This window comes from Variovorax robiniae (assembly GCF_037889955.1).
GTDB lineage: Bacteria > Pseudomonadota > Gammaproteobacteria > Burkholderiales > Burkholderiaceae_C > Variovorax > Variovorax robiniae.
In genome coordinates, this window is record NZ_JBBKZS010000007.1 from 26124 (window position 1) to 51099 (window position 24976).

At 65.7% G+C, this 24976-nt stretch carries 25 protein-coding genes; 17 read left to right on the plus strand and 8 right to left on the minus strand.

Annotated elements, in window-relative coordinates:
- Window positions 1–29: 29 nt before the first annotated feature.
- Window positions 30–1310, minus strand: a complete 1281-nt coding sequence (xseA, locus tag WKW79_RS17465; RefSeq protein ID WP_340336453.1) for an exodeoxyribonuclease VII large subunit — start codon at window positions 1308–1310, stop codon at window positions 30–32.
- A gap of 323 nt (window positions 1311–1633) precedes the next feature.
- On the opposite strand from xseA, the gene WKW79_RS17470 reads away from it, so the two are divergent.
- The 6 genes from WKW79_RS17470 (at window position 1634) to adk (ending at window position 5539) form a co-directional block, all read left to right on the plus strand.
- A complete protein-coding gene (locus tag WKW79_RS17470; protein ID WP_340336728.1) occupies window positions 1634–2266 on the plus strand; it encodes a MotA/TolQ/ExbB proton channel family protein in 633 nt (210 codons plus the stop codon).
- Window positions 2267–2350: 84 nt separating this feature from the next.
- Window positions 2351–2776, plus strand: coding sequence for an ExbD/TolR family protein (locus WKW79_RS17475; RefSeq protein WP_340336454.1), 426 nt, complete (start codon window positions 2351–2353; stop codon window positions 2774–2776).
- A 3-nt stretch (window positions 2777–2779) separates the two neighbouring features.
- Entirely contained in the window at window positions 2780–3760 is a 981-nt protein-coding gene (gene lpxK / locus WKW79_RS17480; RefSeq protein WP_340336455.1) for a tetraacyldisaccharide 4'-kinase, read from the plus strand.
- Complete coding sequence (locus WKW79_RS17485) at window positions 3741–3923, plus strand: Trm112 family protein (protein WP_213959820.1); 183 nt, start codon at window positions 3741–3743, stop codon at window positions 3921–3923. Before lpxK ends, WKW79_RS17485 begins: the two co-directional genes overlap by 20 nt.
- A 35-nt stretch (window positions 3924–3958) precedes the next feature.
- Window positions 3959–4750, plus strand: coding sequence for a 3-deoxy-manno-octulosonate cytidylyltransferase (gene kdsB / locus WKW79_RS17490; RefSeq protein ID WP_340336729.1), 792 nt, complete (start codon window positions 3959–3961; stop codon window positions 4748–4750).
- Window positions 4751–4882: 132 nt separating this feature from the next.
- A complete protein-coding gene (gene adk / locus WKW79_RS17495; protein WP_340336456.1) occupies window positions 4883–5539 on the plus strand; it encodes an adenylate kinase in 657 nt (218 codons plus the stop codon).
- A gap of 46 nt (window positions 5540–5585) precedes the next feature.
- Here the strand turns inward: adk and WKW79_RS17500 are convergent, their stop codons facing one another.
- Window positions 5586–6578 (minus strand): asparaginase, encoded by a 993-nt coding sequence (locus tag WKW79_RS17500; protein ID WP_340336457.1) that lies wholly within the window; start codon window positions 6576–6578, stop codon window positions 5586–5588.
- Window positions 6579–6652: 74 nt separating this feature from the next.
- On the opposite strand from WKW79_RS17500, the gene lexA reads away from it, so the two are divergent.
- The 4 genes from lexA (at window position 6653) to WKW79_RS17520 (ending at window position 10053) form a co-directional block, all read left to right on the plus strand.
- Window positions 6653–7339 (plus strand): transcriptional repressor LexA, encoded by a 687-nt coding sequence (lexA, locus tag WKW79_RS17505; RefSeq protein WP_340336458.1) that lies wholly within the window; start codon window positions 6653–6655, stop codon window positions 7337–7339.
- Between the two features lie 112 nt (window positions 7340–7451).
- Window positions 7452–7766 (plus strand): hypothetical protein, encoded by a 315-nt coding sequence (locus WKW79_RS17510; protein ID WP_340336459.1) that lies wholly within the window; start codon window positions 7452–7454, stop codon window positions 7764–7766.
- A 125-nt stretch (window positions 7767–7891) separates the two neighbouring features.
- Window positions 7892–8899: a D-2-hydroxyacid dehydrogenase family protein gene (locus WKW79_RS17515; protein ID WP_340336460.1), complete on the plus strand. Its 1008-nt coding sequence runs from the start codon at window positions 7892–7894 to the stop codon at window positions 8897–8899.
- Window positions 8896–10053, plus strand: coding sequence for an MFS transporter (locus WKW79_RS17520; RefSeq protein ID WP_340336461.1), 1158 nt, complete (start codon window positions 8896–8898; stop codon window positions 10051–10053). The genes WKW79_RS17515 and WKW79_RS17520 overlap by 4 nt, the downstream gene beginning before the upstream one ends.
- 145 nt (window positions 10054–10198) lie before the next feature.
- On the opposite strand, the gene WKW79_RS17525 is transcribed toward WKW79_RS17520, so the two are convergent.
- Entirely contained in the window at window positions 10199–12490 is a 2292-nt protein-coding gene (locus WKW79_RS17525; protein WP_340336462.1) for a tetratricopeptide repeat protein, read from the minus strand.
- An 85-nt stretch (window positions 12491–12575) separates the two neighbouring features.
- Between WKW79_RS17525 and WKW79_RS17530 the strand changes: the two genes are divergently transcribed.
- Genes WKW79_RS17530 through WKW79_RS17550 form a run of 5 tightly spaced genes read left to right on the plus strand, consistent with a single transcriptional unit; the run spans window position 12576 to window position 18053 of the window.
- A complete protein-coding gene (locus tag WKW79_RS17530; protein ID WP_340336463.1) occupies window positions 12576–14096 on the plus strand; it encodes a 3-hydroxyacyl-CoA dehydrogenase in 1521 nt (506 codons plus the stop codon).
- Window positions 14097–14104: 8 nt separating this feature from the next.
- A complete protein-coding gene (locus WKW79_RS17535) occupies window positions 14105–14884 on the plus strand; it encodes an oxepin-CoA hydrolase, alternative type (RefSeq protein WP_340336464.1) in 780 nt (259 codons plus the stop codon).
- Between the two features lie 57 nt (window positions 14885–14941).
- Complete coding sequence (locus WKW79_RS17540; protein WP_340336465.1) at window positions 14942–15661, plus strand: Crp/Fnr family transcriptional regulator; 720 nt, start codon at window positions 14942–14944, stop codon at window positions 15659–15661.
- 4 nt (window positions 15662–15665) lie between these two features.
- Entirely contained in the window at window positions 15666–16751 is a 1086-nt protein-coding gene (locus tag WKW79_RS17545) for a phosphotransferase (protein WP_340336466.1), read from the plus strand.
- 30 nt (window positions 16752–16781) lie between these two features.
- Window positions 16782–18053: an acyl-CoA dehydrogenase family protein gene (locus tag WKW79_RS17550; protein WP_340336467.1), complete on the plus strand. Its 1272-nt coding sequence runs from the start codon at window positions 16782–16784 to the stop codon at window positions 18051–18053.
- 84 nt (window positions 18054–18137) lie between these two features.
- Here the strand turns inward: WKW79_RS17550 and WKW79_RS17555 are convergent, their stop codons facing one another.
- From WKW79_RS17555 to WKW79_RS17575, 5 genes are all read right to left on the minus strand, one after another.
- Window positions 18138–18617 (minus strand): GNAT family N-acetyltransferase, encoded by a 480-nt coding sequence (locus WKW79_RS17555; RefSeq protein ID WP_340336468.1) that lies wholly within the window; start codon window positions 18615–18617, stop codon window positions 18138–18140.
- A 13-nt stretch (window positions 18618–18630) separates the two neighbouring features.
- Entirely contained in the window at window positions 18631–19965 is a 1335-nt protein-coding gene (glmM, locus tag WKW79_RS17560; RefSeq protein ID WP_340336469.1) for a phosphoglucosamine mutase, read from the minus strand.
- Window positions 19962–20816 (minus strand): dihydropteroate synthase, encoded by an 855-nt coding sequence (folP, locus tag WKW79_RS17565; RefSeq protein WP_340336470.1) that lies wholly within the window; start codon window positions 20814–20816, stop codon window positions 19962–19964. The genes glmM and folP overlap by 4 nt, the downstream gene beginning before the upstream one ends.
- A gap of 64 nt (window positions 20817–20880) precedes the next feature.
- Window positions 20881–22800 carry an ATP-dependent zinc metalloprotease FtsH gene (ftsH, locus tag WKW79_RS17570; protein WP_340336471.1) on the minus strand — a complete coding sequence of 640 codons (1920 nt, stop codon included), beginning with the start codon at window positions 22798–22800 and terminating at the stop codon, window positions 20881–20883.
- A gap of 172 nt (window positions 22801–22972) precedes the next feature.
- Window positions 22973–23641, minus strand: a complete 669-nt coding sequence (locus WKW79_RS17575; RefSeq protein ID WP_340336472.1) for an RlmE family RNA methyltransferase — start codon at window positions 23639–23641, stop codon at window positions 22973–22975.
- 82 nt (window positions 23642–23723) lie between these two features.
- Here WKW79_RS17575 and WKW79_RS17580 point away from each other — a divergent pair, with 82 nt between their 5' ends.
- Both WKW79_RS17580 and WKW79_RS17585 read left to right on the plus strand, forming a co-directional pair.
- Window positions 23724–24203 (plus strand): YhbY family RNA-binding protein, encoded by a 480-nt coding sequence (locus WKW79_RS17580; RefSeq protein ID WP_340336473.1) that lies wholly within the window; start codon window positions 23724–23726, stop codon window positions 24201–24203.
- Window positions 24204–24233: 30 nt separating this feature from the next.
- Window positions 24234–24974, plus strand: a complete 741-nt coding sequence (locus tag WKW79_RS17585; protein WP_340336474.1) for a glycosyltransferase — start codon at window positions 24234–24236, stop codon at window positions 24972–24974.
- Window positions 24975–24976: the final 2 nt, after the last annotated feature.

Here is a 24976-nt window from a genome sequence, read left to right on the forward strand (position 1 = left end):
CGCCGCATGTCGGACGCGGGCGTCACCATTCAGCCGGCATCGACAGTCATTGAAACCGTACCGTCCGCCAGGCGCGCGCGCACCGCGTCGCCGGGCCCAAGTTGGGTTGCGCTGGTGATCGCACGCCCTTGCGGATCGGCCAGCCATGCATAGCCGCGCTGCAACACCAGGGCCGGGTCGAGCAGTTGCAGTCGATCGCCGATGCGCCCCAGGCGATCCTGTCGCTGCGCCAGCGAGCGCGCGACCTTCAACGGAAGGTCGGCTTGCAATACACGCTGCGCCTGTGCGAGTCGCTCTGTCCGCGAGACGACGGCATGGTGCATCCGCTGGGCCTGATGCGCCAGGCCGAGGCGCTGGCGGGCGACCAGGCCGGACGGCCGGCCGAGCCGGCCTGCAGCCAGGTCGAGCCGCTGGCCGAGCACGTCCAGCCGTCGGCCGAGCGCGTCATCCAGGCGCTCGCCCACGAGGCCGAGCGCTTCCAGCCACAGCGCCTGCGGGGCCGCCGCGAGTTCGGCCGCCGCCGTGGGCGTGGGGGCGCGCACATCGGCGCAGAAATCGGCAATCGTGAAGTCGGTTTCATGACCGACACCGCTCACCAGGGGCATCGGGCTGGCCGCAATCGTGCGCGCCAGGATCTCGTCATTGAAGGCCCAGAGGTCTTCGATCGAGCCACCACCTCGAACCAGCAGGATCACGTCCGGTGCGGGCGTCAGTACGTAGAGCGCTCGCAGCGCCGCCACCAACTCGGCCGGCGCCTGCGCGCCTTGCACTGCCGCGGGCGCCAGCACCACTTCGACATGCGGTGCGCGGCGACGCAGCGCCGTGACGACGTCATGCAATGCGGCCGCGCCCAACGAGGTCACGAGGCCGATGCGCGTCGGCATCACCGGTATCGGGCGCTTCCGGGCGGGATCGAACAAGCCTTCCGCCTCCAGCCGCGCCTTGCGTTGCAGGAACTGCTCGAACAGCGCTCCCTGCCCGGCGCGGCGCAGGCTTTCCACAACAAGTTGCAGGTCCCCCCGCGGCTCGTAGACCGCGAGCCGGCCGCGCACTTCGACCTGGTCGCCATCTCGCGGCTGGAAGTCGAGCAGGCTGGCGGCACGCCGGAACATCGCGCAACGCAACTGGCCCGCTTCATCTTTCAACGAGAAGTAGCAGTGCCCGCTCGAGGCGCGCGAGAAGCCAGAGATCTCTCCGCGCACGGTGACCGGGTTGAAGCGCGCGTCGAGCGCATCGGCCACTGCGCGACACAACGCGCCGACCGGCCAGACACGGCGCGCGAGCGCCGGATTCTCATTGAATTCACTCACACGAAACCCATGAAAAAGCGAGCTGGCCCAGTGATTGCTCCACAGCAGCTTGCACCAAGTGTGGGCGACTTGCCGAAGACGCCACACATACAGGCTCCGCCGTGCAAGTTATTGATTTTGTTGAAAAATATGCTGCTCAAAATTAAGTCGATCTAATGGAAGCCCCTCTGCATGCGGCTCCGGATGCCTTTCCAGCGCAGTTACTCACAAAGTTGTCCACAGAAACTGTGCGTCGGGTCTTACAGGGTTGGCGCTCCCTTCGCAGACCGGTCCCTCGGAGATAATCGCGCCGGTTTTTGCAATCCACCCGGCCGGAGAATCATTTGTTATCGATCATAGTTGCCGCGGGCTGGCCAATCTGGCCGCTGCTCGCTTGCTCGGTGCTGGCGCTTGCGCTGGTCATCGAGCGTTTCGTCAACCTCAAGACCATTCGCGTCCTGCCTCCCAAGTTGCTCGACGAAGCGATCACGGTATCTCATTCCGCGATCCCGGGGCCGGACGTGGTGACCAAGCTGGAACAGAATTCCGCGCTCGGCCAAGTTCTGGCCTCGGGCTTCCGCGCGCTCAACGCGAATCCGCGCTGCACCGAAGACGACCTGCGCGCTGCCATGGAAGCGGCCGGCCGTACCGTTGCGCACAAGCTGGAGCGCTGGCTGCCGGCGCTGGCGACCATAGCTTCCGCCGCGCCGTTGCTGGGGCTGCTCGGAACGGTCATCGGCATGATCGAGATCTTCGGCTCGCAGTCGCCGGCGAGCGGCGGCGTGGGGTCGGGTAACCCGGCGCAGCTGGCGCACGGCATCTCGATCGCGCTCTACAACACGGCCTTCGGTCTGATCGTCGCGATTCCGACACTGATCTTCTGGCGATACTTCCGCACGCGCGTCGACGAGTACCTGCTGAACCTGGAACTCGCCGGCGAGCGATTCGCGCGGCACTTGAACGCGCTGAGGAAATAGCCGAATGCCCCGTCACTTCCTGAACTCGCTGCCCCTCGCTCTTGTGGGCTGGCGCTGCGATCGCCTGTCATGACGCGGGACCGCATGCATTTCCGCCACGGCGCGCGCGACGAGCCGGAGATCAACCTGATCCCGTTCATCGACGTGCTGCTGGTGGTGCTGATCTTCCTGATGCTGTCGACCACCTACAGCAAGTTCACCGAGATGCAGTTGCGCCTGCCGGTGGCCGACGCAGACGCGCAACGCGACTACCCCAAGGAAATCATCGCCGCCGTGTCGGCCGACGGCCGCTACTCGATCAACAAGACCGTCCTGCCCGACCGCAGCGTCGAGACCGTGGCCGCCGCGCTCTCTTCCGCTTCCCGCGGTGGCAAGGATTCGGTGGTGGTCATCAGCGCCGATGCCAACTCCTCGCATCAATCGGTGATCACGGTCATGGAAGGTGCTCGCCGCGCCGGCCTGATGCAGATCACCTTCGCAACGCAGTCGGCCGCGCAGGCCGGGCGCTGAGTCTTGGATCTGCAGCAGGCATGGCTCGGTCGCGGCCCGCTGGCGTCGCTGCTGTGGCCTGTCTCGCTGATCTTTGGTGCGTTGGCTGCCGTCCGGCGCTGGCTCTTTCGGATTGGCGCGCTGCGCACCGAGCGCGTGGGCGTGCCGGTGCTGGTGGTCGGCAACGTCATCGCTGGAGGGGCGGGAAAGACACCGGTGGTGATTGCGCTGGTACGGCATCTTCGCGCGCGCGGCATCGAGGTCGGTGTCATCTCGCGAGGCTACGGCCGCAAGACGAATGATTGCCGGGAGGCGCTGCCCGGCGCCGATCCACGCGATGTCGGCGACGAAGCCGCGCTGACACGCCGCCTCACCGGCGTGCCGGTCTTCGTCGCGGCGAAACGCATCGAGGCCGCACGCGCATTGCTGCAGCACTATCCGCGAACCAGGCTCATCGTGAGTGACGACGGCCTTCAGCACCTGGCCCTCGCACGGGACATCGAGCTTTGCGTGTTCGACGACCGCGGCATCGGCAACGGTTGGCTGTTGCCGGCAGGGCCTTTGCGCGAGCACTGGCCGCGACGCTGCGACCTGGTGCTGCACACCGGCGCGCAACCGGCATTCGCCGAAGGCTTCCGCTCACAGCGCATGCTGGCCGACCATGCATTGCGCAGTGACGGCAGCCACGTCCCCCTCTCGGAAATGGTGGGCCAGCCCGTTGTCGCGTTGGCTGCCATTGCGAAGCCCGAGGGCTTTTTCGAGATGCTGCGGACGCGAGGCATCCGGCCCGATCGCTGCTTCCCATTGCCGGACCACTTCGACTTCGACGGCTGGCAGCGTCCGGCCGGAAACCAACTCCTCCTCTGCACTGAGAAAGACGCCGTCAAGCTCTGGCGCGTGGCGCCGGAGGCACTGGCCGTGCCGCTGGTGTTCGTACCGGAGCCCGCGTTCTATGCTGCGCTCGACGCAAAGCTATCATCGCTCGATGGACACCAAGCTGCTTGAATTGCTGGTCTGCCCCGTGACCAAGGGGCCGCTGACCTGGAACCCGGAGAAGCAGGAACTCTCCTCCCGCTCCGCACGCCTCGCCTATCCGGTGCGCGACGGCATTCCGGTCTTGCTGGAGAACGAGGCCCGAACCCTCACCGACGACGAGTTGGGGCTTTGAGCAACATCGGATCGATTCCGGGCGCCGCGGCTCCCGTGAGAAGCCATGAGGACGGCGCGAAGCCTCCGTTTGTCGTGCTCATCCCGGCGCGCCTCGCATCGACGCGCCTGCCGGACAAGCCGCTGGCCGACATTGGCGGGATTCCGATGGTGGTCCGTGTCGCACAACGCGCGCATCTGTCCAGCGCCGCGCGCGTCGTGGTGGCCGCCGATGACGCGCGCATCGTGGACGCTTGCCGGGCACACGGCGTCGAAGTGCTCCTCACCCGCACGGATCATGTGAGCGGCAGTGACCGATTGGCCGAGGCCTGCGTGCTGCTCGGACTGGCCGACAATGAAATCGTGGTCAACGTCCAGGGCGACGAGCCATTGATCGATCCGTCGCTGATCGATGCGGTCGCAATCACGCTGGCCAACGAACCTGACGCGTCCATGAGCACTGCAGTGCACGCCATCGATTCGACCGAAGACTTTCTGAATCCGAACGTGGTCAAGGCCGTGCTGGATGCGCGCGGTCATGCGCTCTACTTCAGCCGGGCGCCGATACCGTGGTGGCGCGACGGCCTTGCCAACAAGTCCCTGAGCGCCTTGCCGTCGCCGGCGCCTTTGCGGCACATCGGCATCTATGGCTATCGCGCCGGTTTCGTGCGCCAGTTTCCGACGCTGCCGCCCGCGCCCATCGAATCGACCGAGGCGCTCGAGCAACTGCGCGCCATGTGGCACGGACATCGCATCGCGGTGCACGTGAGCGACCATGCGCCGGGCCCTGGCGTCGACACGCCCGAAGACCTGGTGCGCGTGCGTGCGCGCATCGCCTCGATGGCATAGGCCGAGACCGGCTTTCCCCGAGGAAACACGGCAAATGCCCATGCTATCCTCGACGCAGTCATGACCCTGACCTTGCCCGAGCGGCATGCGTGGGGCGTCAATCGATATCCCAAGAACCCTTTCGAGGACACCATGAGACTGATTTTGTTGGGCGCCCCCGGGGCAGGTAAAGGCACGCAGGCGACTTTCATCTGCAAGAAGTACGGCATTCCGCAAATCTCGACCGGCGACATGCTGCGCGCAGCCGTCAAGGCCGGCACGCCGCTCGGGCTGCAGGCCAAGTCGGTCATGGAATCGGGTGGACTGGTTGGCGACGACCTGATCATCAACCTCGTCAAGGAACGCATCACGCAGCCGGATTGCGCCAATGGCTTCCTGTTCGACGGCTTCCCCCGCACCATCCCGCAAGCCGAGGCGATGAAAGCCGAAGGCGTCAAGCTCGACTACGTGCTCGAGATCGAAGTGCCCTTCTCCGACATCATCGAACGCATGAGCGGCCGCCGCTCGCATTCGGCATCGGGCCGGACCTACCACGTCAAGTTCAATCCGCCGAAGGTCGAAGGCATCGACGACGTGACCGGCGAGCCGCTGATCCAGCGCCCCGATGACAAGGAAGAGACGGTGCGCCACCGGCTCGACGTCTACAGCCAGCAGACCCGACCGCTAGTGGACTACTACGCGACCTGGGCCAGGACGGAGCCTGGCGCCGCGCCCAAATACCGCGCGATTGCCGGTGTGGGCAGCGTCGATGACATCACGCAGCGCGCCTTTGCGGCCCTGAGCAGCTAAGCGTTCAGAAGGGTCCGGCGTCGGGCCCCACTTCTGCCGTACCGCTTCAGCGCGGTGCTTGACGAGACAGCAGTTCGAGCATCAGCGCGATGCGCGCCTTGACCGGACTCAAACTGCCGGCGTCGCGCAACGCATCCCCGGGTTTCGGCAAAATACGGCCACTCGTGCAGCGGGTGGCGCGCAACACCGCGATGCCGGCTTCCTGCGCCCTGAAGGCAGCCGCTTCGAGCGCATGGTGCAGCGTTCCATTGCCAGTGGCGCCCAGCACAAGTCCCTTCACCGCGGCATCGCCTTCAAGTGCCTGCTCCTGGACCAGCGCATCGACGATCGCGCCGCTCGCACCGGCATGGCTCAGGATGATCTCCACGCGAGGCGCAGCACTGGCGCGTGAGATGGCATCCATGTCCGCAGCAGACCACTGCGTGTTCATCGAAGGCCACGCGCGCACGGAGCGAACCGCGCTCTCCTCGACGTAGCCGATCGGTCCCGCGTCACCGGAGGCGAACGCGTCAAGCCGATAGGTGTGCACCTTCTGCACATCGATCGCCCCGTGGATCACGCCAGCGCACACCGCCAGCACGCCGCGCGCATCCGCGGTGGCGGCCGTGACCACCGCATCCCGCACATTCTGTGGACCGTCCGGCGACAGCGAGGTCGCCGGTCGCATCGCACAGGTCAGCACCACGGGCTTCTGCGAGCGCAGCACCGAATGCAGAAAGAACGCCGTCTCTTCCAAGGTATCGGTGCCATGCGTGATCACGATGCCGGCGACATCGGATTGCTCCAGCCAATGGGTGCAGCGCGCAGCAAGGCGCTGCCAGATCGCGAAGTCCATGTCCTTGCTGTCGACCTGCGCCACCTGCTCCGCGTGCAGCGAGACGCCAGCCACGTCGATGCCACCCAGCAGATCTGCTACGCCGACCTCCGCTGCCGTGTAGCCAATGTTGTCGCCAGGCTGCGCGGCGCGGCCGGCGATGGTGCCTCCCGTGCCGAGCACCACCACCCGCCTGGACCCCTTCGCTGACTTGCTCGCGACCATGCTTGCCATCTTTCAGAAACTGGTTAAAAATACAGCTACTGGATATTCAGCCAGTGCCGCTAGGAGTCAAGCGCATGCTCAACCTGTCGAACTTTGCCGTCAAGCTTACCGCCCGCCAGCAACAGATCCTGGACTTGATCCAGAGCGCGATTGCTCGCACCGGCGCGCCGCCAACACGTGCAGAAATCGCGGCTGAACTCGGCTTCAAATCCGCCAACGCGGCCGAGGAACACCTGCAGGCCTTGGCACGCAAGGGCGTCATCGAACTGGTCAGCGGCACTTCCCGCGGCATCCGCCTGAAGGGCGAGGTGCTCCGCGCCATCAACGAAACGCGTTCCAGCCAGTATTCGCTGGGCCTGCCCGGCATGGCGCAACTGGCGCTCCCACTCGTCGGCCGTGTCGCGGCAGGTTCGCCCATCCTTGCGCAGGAACACATCGACCAGACCTACTACGTCGAGAACACGCTGTTCCAGCGCCAGCCCGACTACCTGCTCAAGGTGCGCGGCATGTCCATGCGCGATGCCGGCATCATGGATGGCGACCTGCTCGCCGTGCAGGCCACCAAGGAAGCGCGCAACGGCCAGATCGTCGTCGCCCGCATCGGCGATGAAGTCACCGTCAAGCGACTGCGACGCAACAAGCAGGTCATCGAACTGCATGCCGAGAACCCCGACTACCCCACCATCATCGTGCAGCCCGGCGAGCCCTTCGAGATCGAGGGCCTGGCCGTCGGCCTGATCCGCAACACGATGCTGATGTAGCCAATTTCGACTGCCGCAGGTGGCGGGCGTATGGCGAAGAGGCCATCACCCTGTTGCAGTCGACCTGAAGAAATCCTGCCTGTGTTCAACCTCTGACCAAACTGGAGTTCACATGGGAATCGCTTTTCTGACCTTGGCCGAAATCTTCACGCCCCTTCAATCGCTGGCCAATCGCTGGATGCCGGCGCGCAACCGGACCGGCTTGCGCTACGTGGCGGTCCGCCCCGGCTGCACCGCCCGCGCATCCGCAGGCAAGGCGGCGCCAGCCGCCCGACCCTTGCGCGTGGTGCGCGTACTCGACGCGCAGCGCACCACCAGCGGCGCAGGCCGCGTCGTCATCTCGGGCCGCATGGCTGACGTCTGCGCCGAACTCGACCGGCTCGCCGCGCTGGAAGCCGCGGACGATGCCAGGCGCCTGATGCATTGAGTCAAGGCTGAACAAGTCCCCGAGCGTTGCGGGCGCTGATGCGCGCCACGCGAGGGGCATGCGGCCTTGCGAGCGCGAGACCGACGGCGCACGGCCGTCGAGGGGGCAAGGCACAATAACGCGCCATGAATATCGTGATCCTCGACGACTACCAGGATGCGGTGCGCAAATTGCGTTGCGCCAGCAAGCTCGACGCCTATGCCGCCAAGGTCTACACCAACACCGTCAAGGGGATCGGACAGCTGTCGGTGCGATTGCGGGACGCCGATGTAATCGTGCTGATTCGCGAGCGCACGCAGATCTCGCGGCAACTGGTCGAGAAGCTGCCCAAGCTCAAGCTCATTTCGCAAACCGGCCGGGTGGGCAGCCACATCGACGTGAACGCATGCAGTGAGTTGGGCATCGCGGTGGCCGAGGGCAGCGGCTCGCCACTGGCACCGGCCGAGTTGACCTGGGCATTGATCATGTCCGCGATGCGCCGGCTGCCGCAGTACATCAGCAACCTCAAGCATGGCGCCTGGCAGCAGTCCGGCCTCAAGTCGGCGTCGATGCCACCGAACTTCGGCCTGGGATCGGTGCTCAAGGGCAAGACGCTGGGCATCTGGGGCTACGGCCGCATCGGGCAACTGGTCGCGCGCTACGGTCAGGCCTTCGGCATGCAGGTCATCATCTGGGGCCGCGAGGCGAGCTGCGCCAAGGCGCGCTCCGACGGGCTGCAGATCGCGCCGAGCCGCGAAGCGCTGTTCGAGATGTCCGATGTACTGTCGGTCCACCTCCGGTTGATGGATGAGACGCGCGGCATTGTGACCTTGGCGGACCTGTCGAGGATGCGGCCGACCGCGCTGTTTGTGAACACGTCGCGCGCCGAGCTCGTCGAGTCCGATGCGCTGCTCGCGGCGCTCAATCGTGGCCGGCCGGGACTTGCCGCGATCGACGTCTTCGAAAGCGAGCCGCCGCTGCAGGGGCACGCACTGCTGCGCCTGGAGAACTGCATCTGCACGCCGCACATCGGCTACGTGGAGCAGGAGAGCTACGAGCTCTACTTCGGGCAGGCTTTCGACAACGTTGCCAGTTTCATCAAGGGCAATCCGACCAACATCGTCAATCCTGGCGCGTTGCAGGTTCGTCGTTGAGCCGCCCTCCGCTCCCAGCCGCGCTCTGGGCGTTGCTGGCGGGTAATTTCGTCATCGGCACCGGCGTCATGCTGGTCGCGGGCACGCTGAACGAGATCAGCGGGTCTTTCGGCGTGAGTGTGGCGGCCGCAGGGCAGGTGATGACCGCCGGCGCCTTGGTGGTCTGCTTCGGCGCTCCGCTGCTGGCGGCCTTGGTCGCGGGCTGGGATCGGCGCGCGCTGCTGGCCCTGACGATGGTCTGGTACGCGGTCTGCAACGTGGCAGCGTCCCTCATGCCTAGCTACATCGGACTGCTGCTCACGCGCATGCTGACGATGCTCGCCCCGGCCATCTTCACGGCGCAGGCCGCGGCATCGGTGGGCATGCTGGTGCCGGCGGACCAACGCGGGCGGGGCGTGACCTTCGTCTTCCTGGGGTGGTCGATGGCCTCGGTGCTGGGCCTGCCGCTGGGCGCGTGGCTGGGTGGCCACTACGGCTGGCGCACGGCCTTCGTGGCGATCGCGGTCGCCGCATTGTTCAGCGCCGCCACGATCTGGTGGACCATGCCGACCGGTATCCGCCCTGCGGCACTCACTCGGGCAGCCTGGGCACGCGTTTTCAAGAGTCCGGCCCTGATGGGCGTGCTGACGGTCACCGCGCTGCAGAGCACCGGCCAGTTCGTGGTGTTCGCCTACTTCGCGCCGCTGCTCAAGATGCAACTCGGCGCCGACGCGACGGCGCAAAGCTTCATGTGGGGCTGGTTTGGCGCCTGCGGGCTGGTCGGCAATCTGCTGGTCAGTCGGTATATCGATCGCATCGGTGCCGGGCGCGCTGCCCTGGTGACCACGGTGCTCATGGCAACGAGCCTGTTGCTGTGGCCCTTGGGCGTCACCTTCGTGGTTTTCGCCCTGGTGCTGCTGCCATGGGGCCTGGGCTGCTTTGCCGCCAATTCGGCCCAGCAGGCACGGCTGGTGGGGATGGCGCCTGCGATGGCGCCGGGGTCCGTCGCTCTCAACAGTTCAGGTATGTTCATCGGGCAGGCCATCGGCGCGGCCACCGGGGGCTGGCTTCTGGCGCACGATGCCGCAAGCTGGATGCATTGGGTCGGCTTCGGCACCATGCTCGCGGCGATGGTGCTCAGTATCGCGGTCGATCGCTTGCCCCGGCCGGAATAGCCCAGCCTATCCCATGCGCCTGCGGATCATGTAACCCGCGACGCATGAAACCAGGGCGAGCAATGCCTGTTCGCGAGAACCCGCGGAACGGCTTTGCCGGACCGCTGGGTACGCGCCGCAGGCGCATGCGGGGGTGGGACTGAATTCAGCGCTTGATGATGCGCTTTGGCGCGATCTCGGCTTCGGTCTCAGGATCGAACAATTCGAAATCGATGATGTGCGGGTCGGAGGACGGCGTCGGCGCATGCGCCGGGGGTTCGATGGGTGCCGCAATGGTTTCGAATGCGGTCTTGTCGAACTGCGCCAGGTCCATGTCGACGGCCGGCTTCGTCTGCGACGGTTCCACCGGACTCATCTCGGTCTGGGCGAGCAAGCCTTCATCGATGTCGCTGTAGATGGATGGGAAGGGTTCGACCGGCGGCTTGGACGTCGGCGGTGCCTTGGCCGGCGGCATCGCGGGCTCGGGGATCGATGCGGCAGGCATCGTCACGGTCGTCGGCTCGCTCATCAGCGTGGCGCGCGCAGTGGGTTGCATGTCCTCGCTGATGAGCGAGGCGCGTGCCGTCGGTTGCATGTCGTGGCTGAAGGTGTCGACGAACGGGATCGGCGTGATCGGTGCCGGTGCCGTGTCGGGGTCGACGACCTCCTTCGCGATTGCGTAGAGCAGCAGCAGTTCCTGGTAGGCGGCGAGGTCAAAGGCCTCGTCCTCATGGACACCTGGCTTGCGGAACACCAGTTCCTCGATGAGCGCGAGCGTGCCGGCGGTCGGCCATTGCGATTCGATGCGGGCGAGTGCGCTGCGATAGTGCTCCAGGCCGCGACCACCGAGCGAGAAGTCGTCGAACTCGGGGACTTCGGCATTGAACGCACGCTCGAAATCCGTCGCCAAGTGGGCGTACTCGTCCCGACGGCCCAGCGCGTGATAGATCTTGAACAGATCGAGATAGGCGAGCGCGCTGGTGTCCGGATTGGCTTCGATGTGTTCCACCAGCACGGCAATGGCCTGGTCATGCTGCCCCAGCGAGAGGAAGAAGTCCGATTGCTGCTGCACATCGAACAGCTCCTCGGTATTGACCGGACGCGTCGCGGCGACCTCGATGGGCGCAACGACCGGGACGCCGGTGGGGCCGTAGGTGGTGTCGGCGTTGGTCGCGGCCAGCAAGGCGGCATGGCGCGGATCGAGTTCCCGGCCGCCCAAGGGGACGCGCTGGGTCGGCTCGTGCTCGTCATCGTCCTCTTCATCGAGCTTGGTGGCGGCCGGCAGCACGGCAGGACCGCCGCTGGCCGGACGCGGTTCGGGCGCATCGCCCCACCAGGCCGGCGCGGTGGCACGACGCGACACGCGCCAGAGCAAGCCGATCGCGAGCAATGCCAGGGCCAGCAGCGCGACGAGCGCATAGACCAGCGGATTGCGGTAGCGGCTGTCGCGTGCATCGGCCAGTTCGCTGCGCATCTCGAGCAAGGCACGCTGGTTCTGCGCGGTCTGCTCGCGCAGGGCGGCAAGTGTGGCCTCGAGCGTCTGGATACGCTGGGATTCGCGCTGCGCGTCTTCCGGCGGCGCCGCGAGCGCCCGCCATTGGGCGGCGGCCTGGGCACGCTTGGCCAGGTCCTCGGTCGCGGGCACGGTCAGCTGGGGGGACGTCTTCAGGCCACCTTCGCGGGTCAGCGCGGGCTCCAGGGCTTCAAGCTTCAGGCGCGGGCCGGCCGGTGGTGCTTCGGCGGCCACCTGGGGAGCGGGCGGCGGCGTGACAGGCGCAGCGGCCACGGGCGCACGCACAGGCGGCGGCGGCGGAGGTGCGGGACGGACCACCGGCGCCTGGGCCGCGATGACGCGGCGCGGCGGTGGGGGCGGCGCCGCAGTGGTGCCGGTATCCGCGGGACGTGGACGCGGCCGTGGTGCAGCGCGGCGCACTGGGGCCGACGCTCCCGAATCGGATCCGAAGTCGCTGCCACCTGCGCCGCGCGAACCACGCCCACCCCGATCGGGGAAGCTCGAATTGGTCGACGAACCGGTGGATGGCAACGGAGTCGCCCCGAAGCGCGACGTGGAGGGCAGGCTCGCCGACTCCATCGGCACGTCCGCCAGTAAAACGAAAGTGCGGTTCGATCGCGCATCGCAGCCCGCGCGCACGGTGACGTTGACCACCGGCTCTTCGATGGCAACGGTGGTTCGGACATGCAATCGCGGTGCGCTCGCCGATGCACCCGGCTCAAGCGATAAAGTCACCCGCTTGTCGTCAATACGTGTATCACCCTGAACAACCTCGCCTTCGATGCACAGCGAATTGCCTTCGTTGTCACCCAGCGTCAGCGGAACCACCAGATCGAGCGGCTTGCCGATCCACGCCGCGCCTTGCGGGCGGCCAATCGTCAAGGCGAACGATGGGAGTGCGAGCCCCAACAGAATCAGGGTTGCCGCGGTGCGTCGATGTTTCAAGATTGGGTGGGTACTCTGCAATCTAAAGTAAACACATTTTGACACGGTGATACACCAAATTCTTTCAGCAGGAGACTTTTATCAAATGACCGTGAATTTTTCCAATGTCGCCATTGTGGGGGCTGGCGCCATGGGTCGAGGTATCGCCCAAATGGCCGCCCAGGCCGGCAGCGAGGTATGGCTTGTCGACAGCATGACCGGTGCCGCCGAGCGCGCCAAGGTGACGCTCACCGAGCAATGGGGCAAGCTGCACGACAAGGGCAAGATCGAAGCGACGGAACGCGATGCACTCATTGCGAGGGTTCATGCCGTCGCAACGACCCGGGACTTGGCGCATTGCGATCTGGTGATTGAAGCGATCATCGAAGACCTTGAAGTGAAGCGCCAGTTGTTTCGCGAACTGGAAGATATCGTCGCGCCTTCGGCGGTGTTGGCGACCAACACTTCGTCGCTATCTGTAACGGCCATTGGCAAGGCATTGGGCAAGCCCGAGCGATTCGCCGGTTTTCATTTCTTCAACCCCGTTCCGTTGATGAAGGTGGTCGAGGTCGTTGCCGGCTTCAGGACGGCCGCCGACGTCTGTTCGCGACTGGCGGGTTTTGCCGTGCAGATGGGGCACAAGGCAGTACAGACGAAGGACACGCCGGGCTTCATCGTGAATCACGCGGGCCGCGCCTACAACACCGAGGCCTTGCGCATCGCCAGCGAGGGCGTGGCCGATTTCGCGACCATCGACCGCATCCTGCGCGACCAGGCCGGCTTCAGGCTCGGACCGTTCGAGCTGCTGGACCTGACAGGTCTGGACGTGTCGCATCCGGTGATGGAGTCGATCTACCGGCAGTACTACGAAGAGCCTCGCTATCGCCCGAGCGCGATTGCAGCGCAACGCGTGGCGGCCGGTGTGCTCGGGCGCAAGTCGGCGGAAGGCTTCTATCGCTACCCGGATGGCGTCATGCAAGTCGCAGCCGAGCCGCCAGCGCCGGTCGTCGACACGCTGCCCTCGTTCTGGATCTCTCCGCGCGCCTCTCGCCGTGCCGAGTTGATCAAGCTCGTGCATGAGCTCGGCGGCCAGATCGAGTCGGGCGCCACGCCCTCCTCCGCTGCGCTGATCCTGGTCGCGCCGCTCGGCTTCGACGTGACCACGGTGGCGGCCGTGGAGCGTCTCGATGCTACGCGCACCGTCGGCATCGACATGCTGATCGACGACGCAGCGACCAAGCGCCGCGTGCTGGCGACCAACCCGGCCACGCGCATCGACATGCGCAATGCGGCGCATGCGCTGTTCGCCCGCGACGGCAAGCCGGTGAGCGTGATCCGCGACAGCGGCGGCTTTGTCACGCAGCGCGTGATCGCGGCCATCGTGAACATCGCGGCCGACATGTGCCAGCAACGCGTGTGCACGCCGGCCGACCTGGAAACGGCCGTGACGCGCGGCCTCGGCTATCCGCAAGGGCCGCTGGCAATGGGCAACCTCTATGGCCCGACCAACATCCTCGAAGTACTGTTCAACCTGCAGACCGTCTATGGCGATCCGCGCTATCGCCCCAGCCCGTGGCTGCGCCGTCGCGGCGCGCTGGGACTGAGCATGCTTCACGAAGAGGAATAGGGAGACACATGACCGCAGAACTCAAGAGTCGCACCGAGGGCCAGACCATGGTGCTGACGATCAGCAATCCGTCCATGCGCAATGCACTCGGGCCGGAGATGTACGCCGCAGGCGTGGAAGCGCTGAACGGGGCGGACAACAGCAACGACGTGCGCAACGTCGTGATCGTCGGCGAAGGCGCCTGGTTCTGTGCCGGCGGTTCGCTGCAACGCCTGGCAGGGAACCGTGAACGCGACCCCTCGGTGCAGGCCGAAAGCATCGATGGGCTGCACAACTGGATCGACTCGATCCGCGCCTTTCCCAAGCCGGTGATCGCTGCGGTCGAGGGCGCGGCCGCCGGCGCGGGCTTCTCGCTCGCACTGGCCTGCGACTTCGTGATCTCGGCGCGCGATGCGGTCTTTGCCGCGTCGTACAGCAACGTCGCGCTATCGCCCGATGGCGGCCTGAGCTGGCAGCTCGCGCAGGCACTGCCACGCCAGATCGCCAGCGAATGGCTCATGAACGGCGAACGCATCGCGGCGACGCGGCTGCATGAGTTGGGACTGGTCAACAAGCTGACAGAGCCGGGCCAGGCCCTGCAAGGCGCCATGGCACTGGCCGAGACGCTCGGCGCACGCGCGCCCAATGCGCTGGCCAGCATCAAGGAACTCCTCGATGAAGCCCGCGGCGCCACGCTGGTGAACCACCTGGCGCAGGAGCGCGACCACTTCGTGCGCAACCTTCATCATGCGAATGCCGGCATCGGCATCGCCGCATTCCTGGGCAAGACGAAGCCGCGCTACGAATAGCCGCGGGTCGCGACAGCGACAATCCGACCCCTTTTCAGTCGCCGACAGGACAGAACAATGGACGACCCCATTCTTACCATCGAAGAACGAGAAGCGATCAACTCCGGTCGCTGGTTCTCATCACTCTCACCTTCTCTTCGTCACGACATCCTCCGATGTGCTTTCGTCAAACGCTACAAGGACGGCGACCTGATGGCCGCACGCGGCGATCCGCCCGAGAGCTGGATCGCCTGCGCCAAGGGCGCGGTGCGCGTGAGCTCGACGGCGGTCTCGGGCAAGCAGGTCACGCTCACGTATGTGGAGCCGGGGATCTGGTTCGGCGACGTGGCGATGTTCGACGGGGACCGGCGCACGCACGATGCCTATGCACACGGCGACACGACCACGCTGAACGTGGCGCGTGCCGACTTCCAGAAGATCCTTGCAACGCACGTGGAGTTGTACGAAGCCTTGATGCGCCTGCAGGCGCGCCGCATCCGCACGCTGTTCGGACTGGTGGAAGACCTCAACACGCTGCCCTTGCGCGCACGCCTGGCCAAGCAACTGATTCACCTGGTGCGCAGCTACGGCGTGCCCAACCTGGAAGACGGCAGCCAGACACGCATCGGGCTGCAACTGGCACAGGAAGAACTGGCGCAACTGCTCGGTGCGTCGCGCCAACGGGTCAACCAGGAACTCAAGGCCATGGAGCGGGAGAACGCGATCCGCATCGAACCGGGCGGCCTGGTGGTACTCGATCGCAGCGCCCTGATGCGCATCTCCGATTCAGACATCTGACGAAATGACCGACTTCCAGAACTTCATCGGCACGCGTGCCGTATCGCCGCAGCATGCCTTCGACATCGATGCGCTGACCGCCTGGCTCGAGGCCAACCTCGATGGCTTCAAGGGTCCGCTCACGGTCGAGATGTTCAAGGGCGGCCAGTCGAACCCGACCTACAAGCTCATCACGCCGGGCCAGAGCTACGTGATGCGCGCCAAGCCGGGCCCGGTGGCCAAATTGCTGCCATCGGCCCATGCGATCGAGCGCGAATACAAGGTCATGAGCGGCCTCGCGGGCACCGACGTGCCCGTGCCGCGCATGTACTGCCTGTGCACTGATGAAAGCGTCATCGGCCGCGCCTTCTACGTCATGGAATTCATGGCCGGCCGCGTGCTGTGGGACCAGTCCTTGACCGGCATGAGCAATGCCGAGCGCGGCCAGATCTACGACGAGATGAACCGCGTCATCGCCGCATTGCATACCGTCACGTACGCAGAGCGCGGCCTGGCCGACTACGGCAAGCCTGGCAACTATTTCGAGCGCCAGATCGGCCGCTGGGGCAAGCAGTACGTCGCCTCCATCACGCAGCCCATCCCCGAGATGGACAAGCTCATGGAATGGCTGCCCGCCCATATGCCGGCCAGCGCGCGCGACGAGAACATGACCAGCATCGTGCACGGCGACTACCGTCTCGACAACCTGATGTTCCACGCGACCGAACAACGCCCGATCGCGGTGCTCGACTGGGAGCTCTCGACGCTCGGCCACCCGCTCGCGGACTTCAGCTACCACTGCATGTCCTGGCACATCCCGCAAGGCATGGCGCGCGGCATCGGTGGGCTCGACCACAAGAGCCTGGGCATCCCGACCGAGAGCGAGTACATCCAGATGTATTGCGAGCGCACCGGGCTCACCACGCCCGAGGCGCTGGCGCCCGACTGGAACTTCTACCTGGCCTACAACCTGTTCCGCATCGCCGCGATCCTGCAAGGCATTGCCAAGCGGGTCGAGGCCGGTACCGCATCGAGCGAGCAAGCCGTGGCCTCGGGCCGCGGGGCGCGCCCGATGGCCGAGATGGCCTGGGCCTTCGCCCAGCGCGCCTGACGACCCTTTTCACCCCTGGAGACAGCAAAGATGGACTTCGAGTATTCGGCCAAGACACAAGAACTGCAGAAGCGCGTGCGCGCTTTCATGGACGAGCATATCTATCCGGCCGAGGCCGAGTACACCGCCGAACTGGCCGCCAACACGGCGGCCGGCAAGCGCTGGTCCGCCTTGAAGACCGTCGAGAAGGTCAAGGAAAAGGCCAAGGCCCAGGGCCTCTGGAACCTGTTCCTGCCGGTGGACAGCGCGCATGTCGCGGGCTATGCCGGCGCCGGCCTCACCAACCAGGAATACGCACCACTCGCCGAAATCATGGGCGCGGTGCCGTGGGCGAGCGAGGCCTTCAACTGCTCGGCGCCCGACACGGGCAACATGGAAACCATCGCACGCTACGGTTCCGAAGCGATCAAGGCACGCTGGCTCAAGCCGTTGCTCGACGGCGAGATCCGCTCGGCCTTCGCGATGACCGAGCCGGCCGTGGCTTCGAGCGACGCGACCAACATCTCGACCCGCATCGAGCGCCAGGGCGACGAGTACGTCATCAACGGCCACAAGTGGTGGATCTCCGGCGCGGCCGATCCGCGCTGCGCCGTCTACATCACCATGGGCAAGACCGACCCGGACGCGCCCAAGCATTCGCAGCAGAGCATGGTCATCGTGCCGGCCGATGCGAAGGGCATCCGCATCGTGCGTCCGCTCAACGTCATGGGCTATGACGACGCACCGCACGGCCACGTCGAGATGCACTTCGAGAACGTGCGCGTGCCGGTCGACAACATCCTGCTCGGCGAAGGTCGCGGCTTCGAGATCGCCCAGGGCCGCCTGGGCCCGGGACGCATCCATCACTGCATGCGCCTGATCGGCGTGGCCGAGCGCGCACTGGAACTGATGTGCAAGCGTGCCTCTTCGCGCGTCGCCTTCGGCAAGACGGTCGCCTCGCAGACCGTCACACAGGAACGCATCGCCGAAGCGCGCTGCAAGATCGACATGGCCCGCCTGCTCACGCTCAAGGCCGCCTGGCTCATGGACGTGGCCGGCAACAAGGTCGCCAAGAACGAGATCGCAATGATCAAGGTGGTGGCGCCGAACATGGCCTGCCAGGTCATCGACTGGGCCATGCAGGTGCATGGCGGCGGCGGCATGAGCGACGACTTCCCGCTCGCGATGGCCTATGCCCACGCCCGCACGCTGCGCTTCGCGGACGGTCCGGACGAAGTGCACCGCAATGCGATCGCCAAGTGGGAGCTGGGCAAGTACTCGGCCGACAAGCGCGAAGCGGAGATGCCCGTCACGCGTTTCTGATCCGACTTCCTCCCTCTCCCCACTGGGGAGAGGGCTGGGGTGAGGGGCCGACGGCGATCGATGCGCCCTCGGCCCCTTTTCTTGTCAGAGCTTCTTTTGCATGAACACGGCCGTACCAAAGGCCGGATCGAGCGCATACGGACCGAACCCTTCGCGCTCATAGGCCCGAATCGCACTGGTATTGCCTGAAAGGACTTCGAGGGTCAACTTGCAAGCGCCACGCGCCCTCGCCTCCTCCTCCACGCGCTCCAACATCAGTTGCGCAACGCGCTGGCCCCGATAGCGCGGCAGCACCACCACGTCATGCACGTTGACCAGCGGCCTGCAAGCGAAGGTCGAAAAGCCTTCGATGCAGTTGACCAGCCCGATCGCCAGGTCGCCGTCAATGGCCAGCACCGTGAAGGCCTGTGGCCGCTTGGCCAGTTCGCCCGGCAGCCGCGTCAACACCTTGAGCGGAATGGCTGTGCCACCGCCCGCCGGGTCGCGCGCATAAGTGTCGAGCAAGGAAATGACGGCGGCGCCATCCGCCGAATCGCCGTAGTCGGCCAGCCGGATCTCGATCACAAGAGCTCCCGCTTCAACCCGCTTCGACCGTGGCCACGAGCCGGCGCGCGCAGCTCTCCGCCTGGGCCGGATCGCGCGCCTCGACCATCACGCGCAACAGCGGCTCGGTGCCACTCGGGCGGATGAGCACGCGCCCGCCGTCGCCGAGTTCGGCCTCGACGCGCTTCGTCTCGTCCGCCAATGACGCGTTGCTGCGCCAGTCCTGTCCATCGCGCAGGCGCACGTTGATGAGCGTCTGCGGAAACAGGGTCACATCGGTGAGCAACTGCGCCAGGCTCTTGCCAGACCGCACGCACGCCTGCAGCACCTGCAAGGCGCTCACGATGCCATCGCCCGTGGTGTGACGGTCGAGCGCCAGCAGGTGACCGGAACCCTCGCCACCGAGCACCCAGTCGCGCTTGGTCAGCTCTTCCAGCACGTAACGGTCGCCCACCTTGGCCCGCACGAAGTCGACGCCCTTGGCGCGCAGCGCGACTTCCACCGCCTTGTTGGTCATCAGCGTGCCCACCACGCCTTCGAGCCGTTCGCCGCGCGCGAGGCGTTCATTGACCATGAGGTAGAGCAGCTCGTCGCCATTGAACAGGCGACCGCTGGCATCGACCAGTTGCAGCCGGTCGGCATCGCCGTCGAGCGCGATGCCGTAGTCCGCCTGCTGCGCCTTGACCATGTCGATCAGCGCCTGCGGATGCGTCGCACCGACACCCTTGTTGATGTTGAGCCCGTCCGGCGCGCAGCCGATGACCGTGACGTCGGCGCCCAGCTCATGGAACACCTGCGGTGCGACCTGGTAGGCCGCGCCATGGGCCGCGTCCACCACCAGCTTGAGGCCGCGCAGCGTCAGGTCGTTGGCAAAGGTGCTCTTGCAGAACTCGGTGTAGCGGCCGGTCGCGTCATTGAGCCGGCGCGCCTTGCCGAGGTTGGCCGAATCGGCCCACACCGGCGGCTCCTCGACCGCGGCCTCGACCGCCAGCTCCCAGTCGTCGTCGAGCTTGGTGCCCTGCGCGCTGAAGAACTTGATCCCGTTGTCCGGAAAGGCGTTGTGGCTCGCGCTGATGACGACGCCCAGGCTGGCGCGTTGCGCGCGCGTGAGATAGGCGACGCCAGGTGTCGGCAGCGGGCCGAGCAGCACGACGTCGACGCCCGCCGAATTGAAGCCGGATTCCAGCGCGGACTCCAGCATGTAGCCGGAAATGCGCGTGTCCTTGCCGATCAGCACGGTGGGGCGCGATTCCTTCTGCTTCAGTACGCGGCCGACCGCATGCGCGAGGCGCAGGACGAAATCAGGCGTGATCGGCGCAACGCCGACCTTGCCGCGGATGCCATCGGTGCCGAAATATTGGCGTGTCATGTTGGGTTCTTCCTCAGTTCTTCTTGATCCATCGCTCGCCACACGGCGAGCGCTTCCACGGTTTCGCGCACGTCGTGCACACGCACGATGCGCGCGCCGCGCTCCACGGCGAGCACCGCTGCCACCACGCTGGGCAGCAGCCGTGCCGATGCGTCGGCAATGCCGGTCACCGCGCCGAGCGAGGACTTGCGCGACCAGCCCGCCAGCAGCGGGTAACCAGACGCAAGCAATTCCTGCTGGCGCGCGAGCAGCGCGAAATTCTGCGGCACGGTCTTGCCGAAGCCGATGCCCGGATCGAGCACGATGCGCGAGGCATCGATGCCCAGCGCCTTCAATTCGTCGGCCGCGTCGACCAGGAACGAGCGCACCTGCGGCACCACATCGCCCTCCATCGGCGAGACCTGCATGGTCTGCGGATCGCGGTGCATGTGCATCAGGCACACGCCGCAGGCTGGGTGCGCGGCAATCGCTTCGCGCGCGCCGGGGCGGCGCAAGGCCCAGATGTCGTTGACGATGTCCGCGCCCAAATCCAGCACGGCGCGCATCACCTCGGGCTTGTAGGTGTCGACCGAGATCGCGACACCGAGCTTGACCGCCTCGCGCACGACCGGCAGCACGCGCGCCAGTTCAAGCTCGAGCGGCACCGCCGGGCTGCCCGGCCGGGTCGACTCGCCGCCGATGTCGAGCATGTCGGCGCCCTGCGCGATCAACGCCTCGCAATGGCGCAAGGCGGCAGCGGTATCGGCATAACTGCCACCGTCCGAAAACGAATCGGGCGTGACGTTGACGATCCCCATCACGCGTGGTTGCGCGAGGTCGATACGAAACCGCGAGGTCTGCCAGAAGCTCATGGCCGACCGATCTCCATACGAAAAAACGGGGCCAATGGCCCCGTTGCTTGTCGACGCAAAGCGCTCACGCTGCGGTCGGTGCCGGGTCTGGCTTGACGGCCGTACCACCGGTGCCGCCACCGCTGCTGCCCGACGGCGGAATGCGCGGCGTCCAGTCCTTGGGCGGACGCGGCTCCTTGCCGGCCATGATGTCGTCGAGTTGCTCGGTGTCGATGGTTTCCCATTCGAGCAGGGCCTTGGCCATGGCGTGCATCTTGTCGCTGTTCTCCTCGATCAGGCGGCGCGCCAGGGCGTACTGCTCGTCGATGATGCGGCGGACTTCGGCATCGACCTTCTGCATGGTCGATTCGCTCATGTTGGTCGTCTTGGTGACCGATCGGCCCAGGAACACTTCGCCTTCGTTCTCGGCGTAGACCATCGGGCCCAGCGATTCGGTCATGCCGTAGCGCATCACCATGTCGCGGGCGATCTGCGTGGCACGCTCGAAGTCGTTGCTGGCGCCGGTGGTCATCTGGTGCATGAACACTTCCTCGGCGATGCGGCCACCGAACAGCATGCTGATCTGGTTCAGCATGTAGTCGCGGTCGTAGCTGTAGCGGTCCTGCGCCGGCAGGCTCATCGTCACGCCGAGAGCACGGCCGCGCGGGATGATGGTGACCTTGTGGACCGGGTCGCACTTGGGCAGCAGCTTGCCAATGAGCGCGTGGCCGGACTCGTGGTAGGCCGTGTTGCGGCGCTCTTCCTCGGGCATGACCATGCTCTTGCGCTCGGGGCCCATGAAGATCTTGTCCTTGGCCTTCTCGAAGTCCTGCATCTCGACGACGCGGGCGCTGCGACGGGCGGCCATCAGGGCGGCTTCATTGCAGAGGTTGGCCAGGTCGGCGCCGGACATGCCGGGCGTGCCGCGGGCGATGATGCTCGGATTCACGTCCTGGCCCAGCGGCACCTTGCGCATGTGCACGCCGAGGATCTGCTCGCGGCCACGGATGTCCGGCAGCGTCACATAGACCTGACGGTCGAAACGGCCGGGGCGCAGCAAGGCGGCGTCCAGGATGTCCGGGCGGTTGGTCGCAGCCACGACGATCACGCCGAGGTTGGTTTCGAAGCCGTCCATCTCGACCAGCATCTGGTTCAGGGTCTGTTCGCGCTCGTCGTTGCCGCCGCCCAAGCCAGCGCCGCGTTGGCGACCGACCGCGTCGATTTCGTCGATGAAGATGATGCAGGGCGCGTTCTTCTTGGCGTTCTCGAACATGTCGCGCACGCGGGCCGCGCCCACGCCGACGAACATTTCCACGAAGTCGGAACCCGAGATCGAGAAGAACGGCACCTTGGCTTCGCCGGCGATCGACTTGGCCAGCAGCGTCTTGCCGGTGCCGGGAGGGCCGACCAGCAGCAGGCCGCGCGGAATGCGACCGCCGAGCTTCTGGAATTTCTGCGGGTCTTTCAGGAAGTCGACGACTTCCTTCACTTCTTCCTTGGCCTCGTCGCAACCGGCGACGTCGGCGAAGGTGACGGTGTTGTTGTTCTCGTCCAGCATGCGGGCCTTGCTCTTGCCGAAGCTGAACGCCCCGCCCTTTCCGCCGCCCTGCATCTGTCGCATGAAGTAGACCCAGACGCCGATCAGCAGCAGCATCGGGCCCCAGCTCACCAGCAGCGTCATCAGCAGCGAGCCTTCTTCGCGCGGACGCACGTCGAACTTGACGTTGTTGTCGATCAGGTCGCCGACCAGGCCGCGGTCGAGGCCGGTGGAATTGGTGCGGATCTTCCGGTCATCGGTGCTGACCGCAACGATCTCGCCGCCCATCAGGCTTTCCGGGATGGACGCGGACTTGATCTGCTTGCTGCGGACCATGTCCAGGAATTCGGAGTAGCTCACTGCGCCAGCCCCGGCGGCACCGCGGGTGTCGAATTGCTTGAACACGGTGAACAGCACCATGGCAATGACGAGCCAGACGGCAATTTTCGAAAACCACTGATTATTCAAACCGAAGCTCCAGTCAGGCGGTGCGTTGTCACAAGGCGGGAAATCCGCGCACCAGGCAGGCAATTGGCGCTCATTTTAGGCTTTTCAAGCTGCGAAATGGCCTTGAATGACCCCAGCAGCCACAGGCAAAGCACGGTTATGTCCTTAAATGAGGCGATATTCGTCGGACGTATCAAGCCGTATCTGTAGTCCGAAGCCCGATGCCCACCAGGAAGGTCTCGGACGATTTGTCCCGCGAAGCCTTCGGTTTCACCTTCTTGACCACCTTGAACGTGTCCTTGAACAGCTTGTTGAGCGGGTCGTAGCTGCTGCCGTGGAACAACTTGGTCACCAATGCACCTTCCGGCCTCAGGTGCTGATTCGCGAAGTCGACCGCGAGTTCCACGAGGTGCGCGACGCGCGCCGCGTCGGCTGAGGCGATCCCCGAGAGATTGGGCGCCATGTCGGACACCACCACGTCGGCCTTGCGCCCTTGCAGCGCCGCTTCCAGTTGCGCCAGCACCTCCGGCTCACGGAAGTCGCCGAGCAGGAAGGTCACGCCCTCGATCGGTTCCATAGGCAGCATGTCCAGCGCGATGATGGTGCCGTCCAGCTGACCCGATGCCGCCCCACCCGGGGCCATGCGGCGGCGCGCGTACTGGCTCCAGGCACCGGGGGTGGAGCCCAGGTCGATGACGAGCTGGCCGGGCTTGATCAGCCCGAGGGTCTCGTCGATTTCCTTGAGCTTGTAGGCGGCCCGGGCACGGTAGCCCTCGCGGGTCGCGAGCTTGACCCAAGGGTCGTTGATGTGGTCGTGCAACCAGGCCTTGTTGACCTTCTTGCCGGTGGATTTCGTACTCATGGGAAACAGTTCTCGGGGACTGCGCAGCGTCGAAAAGCAGGGAATGCAAGGGATCGTTTCACAGAGGTTCGATAATACGGGCATGCCCGCCATTCAATTGACCCCCGCCCAACGCAAGGAGCACCGCTCCGAAGCGCACCATCTGAACCCGATCGTGATGATCGGCAGCGACGGGCTCACCCCCGCCGTCACCAAGGAAGCCGACGCCGCGCTCAAGGCCCATGGCCTGATCAAGATCCGCGTGTTCTCGGACGACCGGCTCGCGCGGGACGCCATGCTGCACACGCTGGCCAACGAACTCAACGCCGCGCCGATCCAGCACATCGGCAAGCTGCTGGTGCTGTGGCGCCCCAAGGTCGAGAAGGTCAAGGAAATCGACGAGGACCGGATGCCCGGCCCGCGCGACATCAAGGTCGTCAAGTACAGCAAGCGTGCCGGCCAGCGCCCGGAGATCAAGACGCTGCGCGTGCTGGGCAACCAGCGCCTGACGGCCGGCGGCAACATCAAGCGCGCCAAGCCGCGCAAGCCGCTCTCGGTCAAGAAGCAGCGCCAGGCGGATTGAGCGATGGGGGCGGAGCCAATGGCGCAGCCGATGCGCCACGTCGTCTGCATGAAGTGGGGCACGAAATACGAGGCCACCTACGTCAACAAGCTCTACGCGATGGCGCGCCGCCATCTGACGGGGGACTTCCGTTTCATCTGCCTCACGGATGACAGCGTCGGCATCCGCAGCGAGGTCGAATGCTTTCCGATCCCGCGCCTCGACATTCGTCCTGAGGCTGCCGGCGTGCGTGACCGCGCCTGGCGCAAGCTCACCACGCTGAGCCGTGATCTGCCCGATGTCTACGGCTTGCAGGGCCAGGCACTGTTCCTGGACTTGGACATCGTGGTGGTCGGCAGCCTGGACGAGTTCTTCACCTATCCCGGCGAGTTCGTGATCATCAAGGACTACCGGCGTCCATGGCGCGTGACCGGCAATTCATCGGTGTACCGCTACACGATCGGCGCGCATGCCGACGTGCTGGACTACTTCCGCGCGAACGAAACCGCCATGCGCGAGAAGTTCCGCAACGAGCAGACCTACCTGTCGGACTATGTGCATGCGCAGGGCAAGCTCAGCTACTGGCCGAGCGACTGGTGCCCGAGCTTCAAGTACGGCGGGATTCCAATCTGGCCGACCAACTACTGGCGCCGGCCCTTCGTGCCCGAAGGTGCGCGCGTGATGATCTTCCACGGTGAATGCAATCCGCCGGATGCGCTGGCCGGGCGCCGCAACCGCCGGTTTCGCTTCATTCGGCCGGCCACCTGGGTGGCCGACCACTGGCACGAATAGGC

Bases quoted from the DNA above. Each gene is read 5' to 3' on its own strand.
- WKW79_RS17535 (WP_340336464.1), top strand. From the start codon at position 14,105: ATGACCGCAGAACTCAAGAGTCGCACCGAGGGCCAGACCATGGTGCTG.
- lexA (WP_340336458.1), top strand. From the start codon at position 6,653: ATGCTCAACCTGTCGAACTTTGCCGTCAAGCTTACCGCCCGCCAGCAA.
- WKW79_RS17530 (WP_340336463.1), top strand. From the start codon at position 12,576: ATGACCGTGAATTTTTCCAATGTCGCCATTGTGGGGGCTGGCGCCATG.
- WKW79_RS17580 (WP_340336473.1), top strand. From the start codon at position 23,724: ATGCCCGCCATTCAATTGACCCCCGCCCAACGCAAGGAGCACCGCTCC.
- WKW79_RS17585 (WP_340336474.1), top strand. From the start codon at position 24,234: ATGCGCCACGTCGTCTGCATGAAGTGGGGCACGAAATACGAGGCCACC.
- WKW79_RS17545 (WP_340336466.1), top strand. From the start codon at position 15,666: ATGACCGACTTCCAGAACTTCATCGGCACGCGTGCCGTATCGCCGCAG.
- WKW79_RS17515 (WP_340336460.1), top strand. From the start codon at position 7,892: ATGAATATCGTGATCCTCGACGACTACCAGGATGCGGTGCGCAAATTG.
- WKW79_RS17475 (WP_340336454.1), top strand. From the start codon at position 2,351: ATGCATTTCCGCCACGGCGCGCGCGACGAGCCGGAGATCAACCTGATC.
- WKW79_RS17575 (WP_340336472.1), bottom strand. From the start codon at position 23,641: ATGAGTACGAAATCCACCGGCAAGAAGGTCAACAAGGCCTGGTTGCAC.
- glmM (WP_340336469.1), bottom strand. From the start codon at position 19,965: ATGACACGCCAATATTTCGGCACCGATGGCATCCGCGGCAAGGTCGGC.
- adk (WP_340336456.1), top strand. From the start codon at position 4,883: ATGAGACTGATTTTGTTGGGCGCCCCCGGGGCAGGTAAAGGCACGCAG.
- WKW79_RS17510 (WP_340336459.1), top strand. From the start codon at position 7,452: ATGGGAATCGCTTTTCTGACCTTGGCCGAAATCTTCACGCCCCTTCAA.
- WKW79_RS17485 (WP_213959820.1), top strand. From the start codon at position 3,741: ATGGACACCAAGCTGCTTGAATTGCTGGTCTGCCCCGTGACCAAGGGG.
- folP (WP_340336470.1), bottom strand. From the start codon at position 20,816: ATGAGCTTCTGGCAGACCTCGCGGTTTCGTATCGACCTCGCGCAACCA.
- WKW79_RS17550 (WP_340336467.1), top strand. From the start codon at position 16,782: ATGGACTTCGAGTATTCGGCCAAGACACAAGAACTGCAGAAGCGCGTG.
- WKW79_RS17540 (WP_340336465.1), top strand. From the start codon at position 14,942: ATGGACGACCCCATTCTTACCATCGAAGAACGAGAAGCGATCAACTCC.
- WKW79_RS17500 (WP_340336457.1), bottom strand. From the start codon at position 6,578: ATGGTCGCGAGCAAGTCAGCGAAGGGGTCCAGGCGGGTGGTGGTGCTC.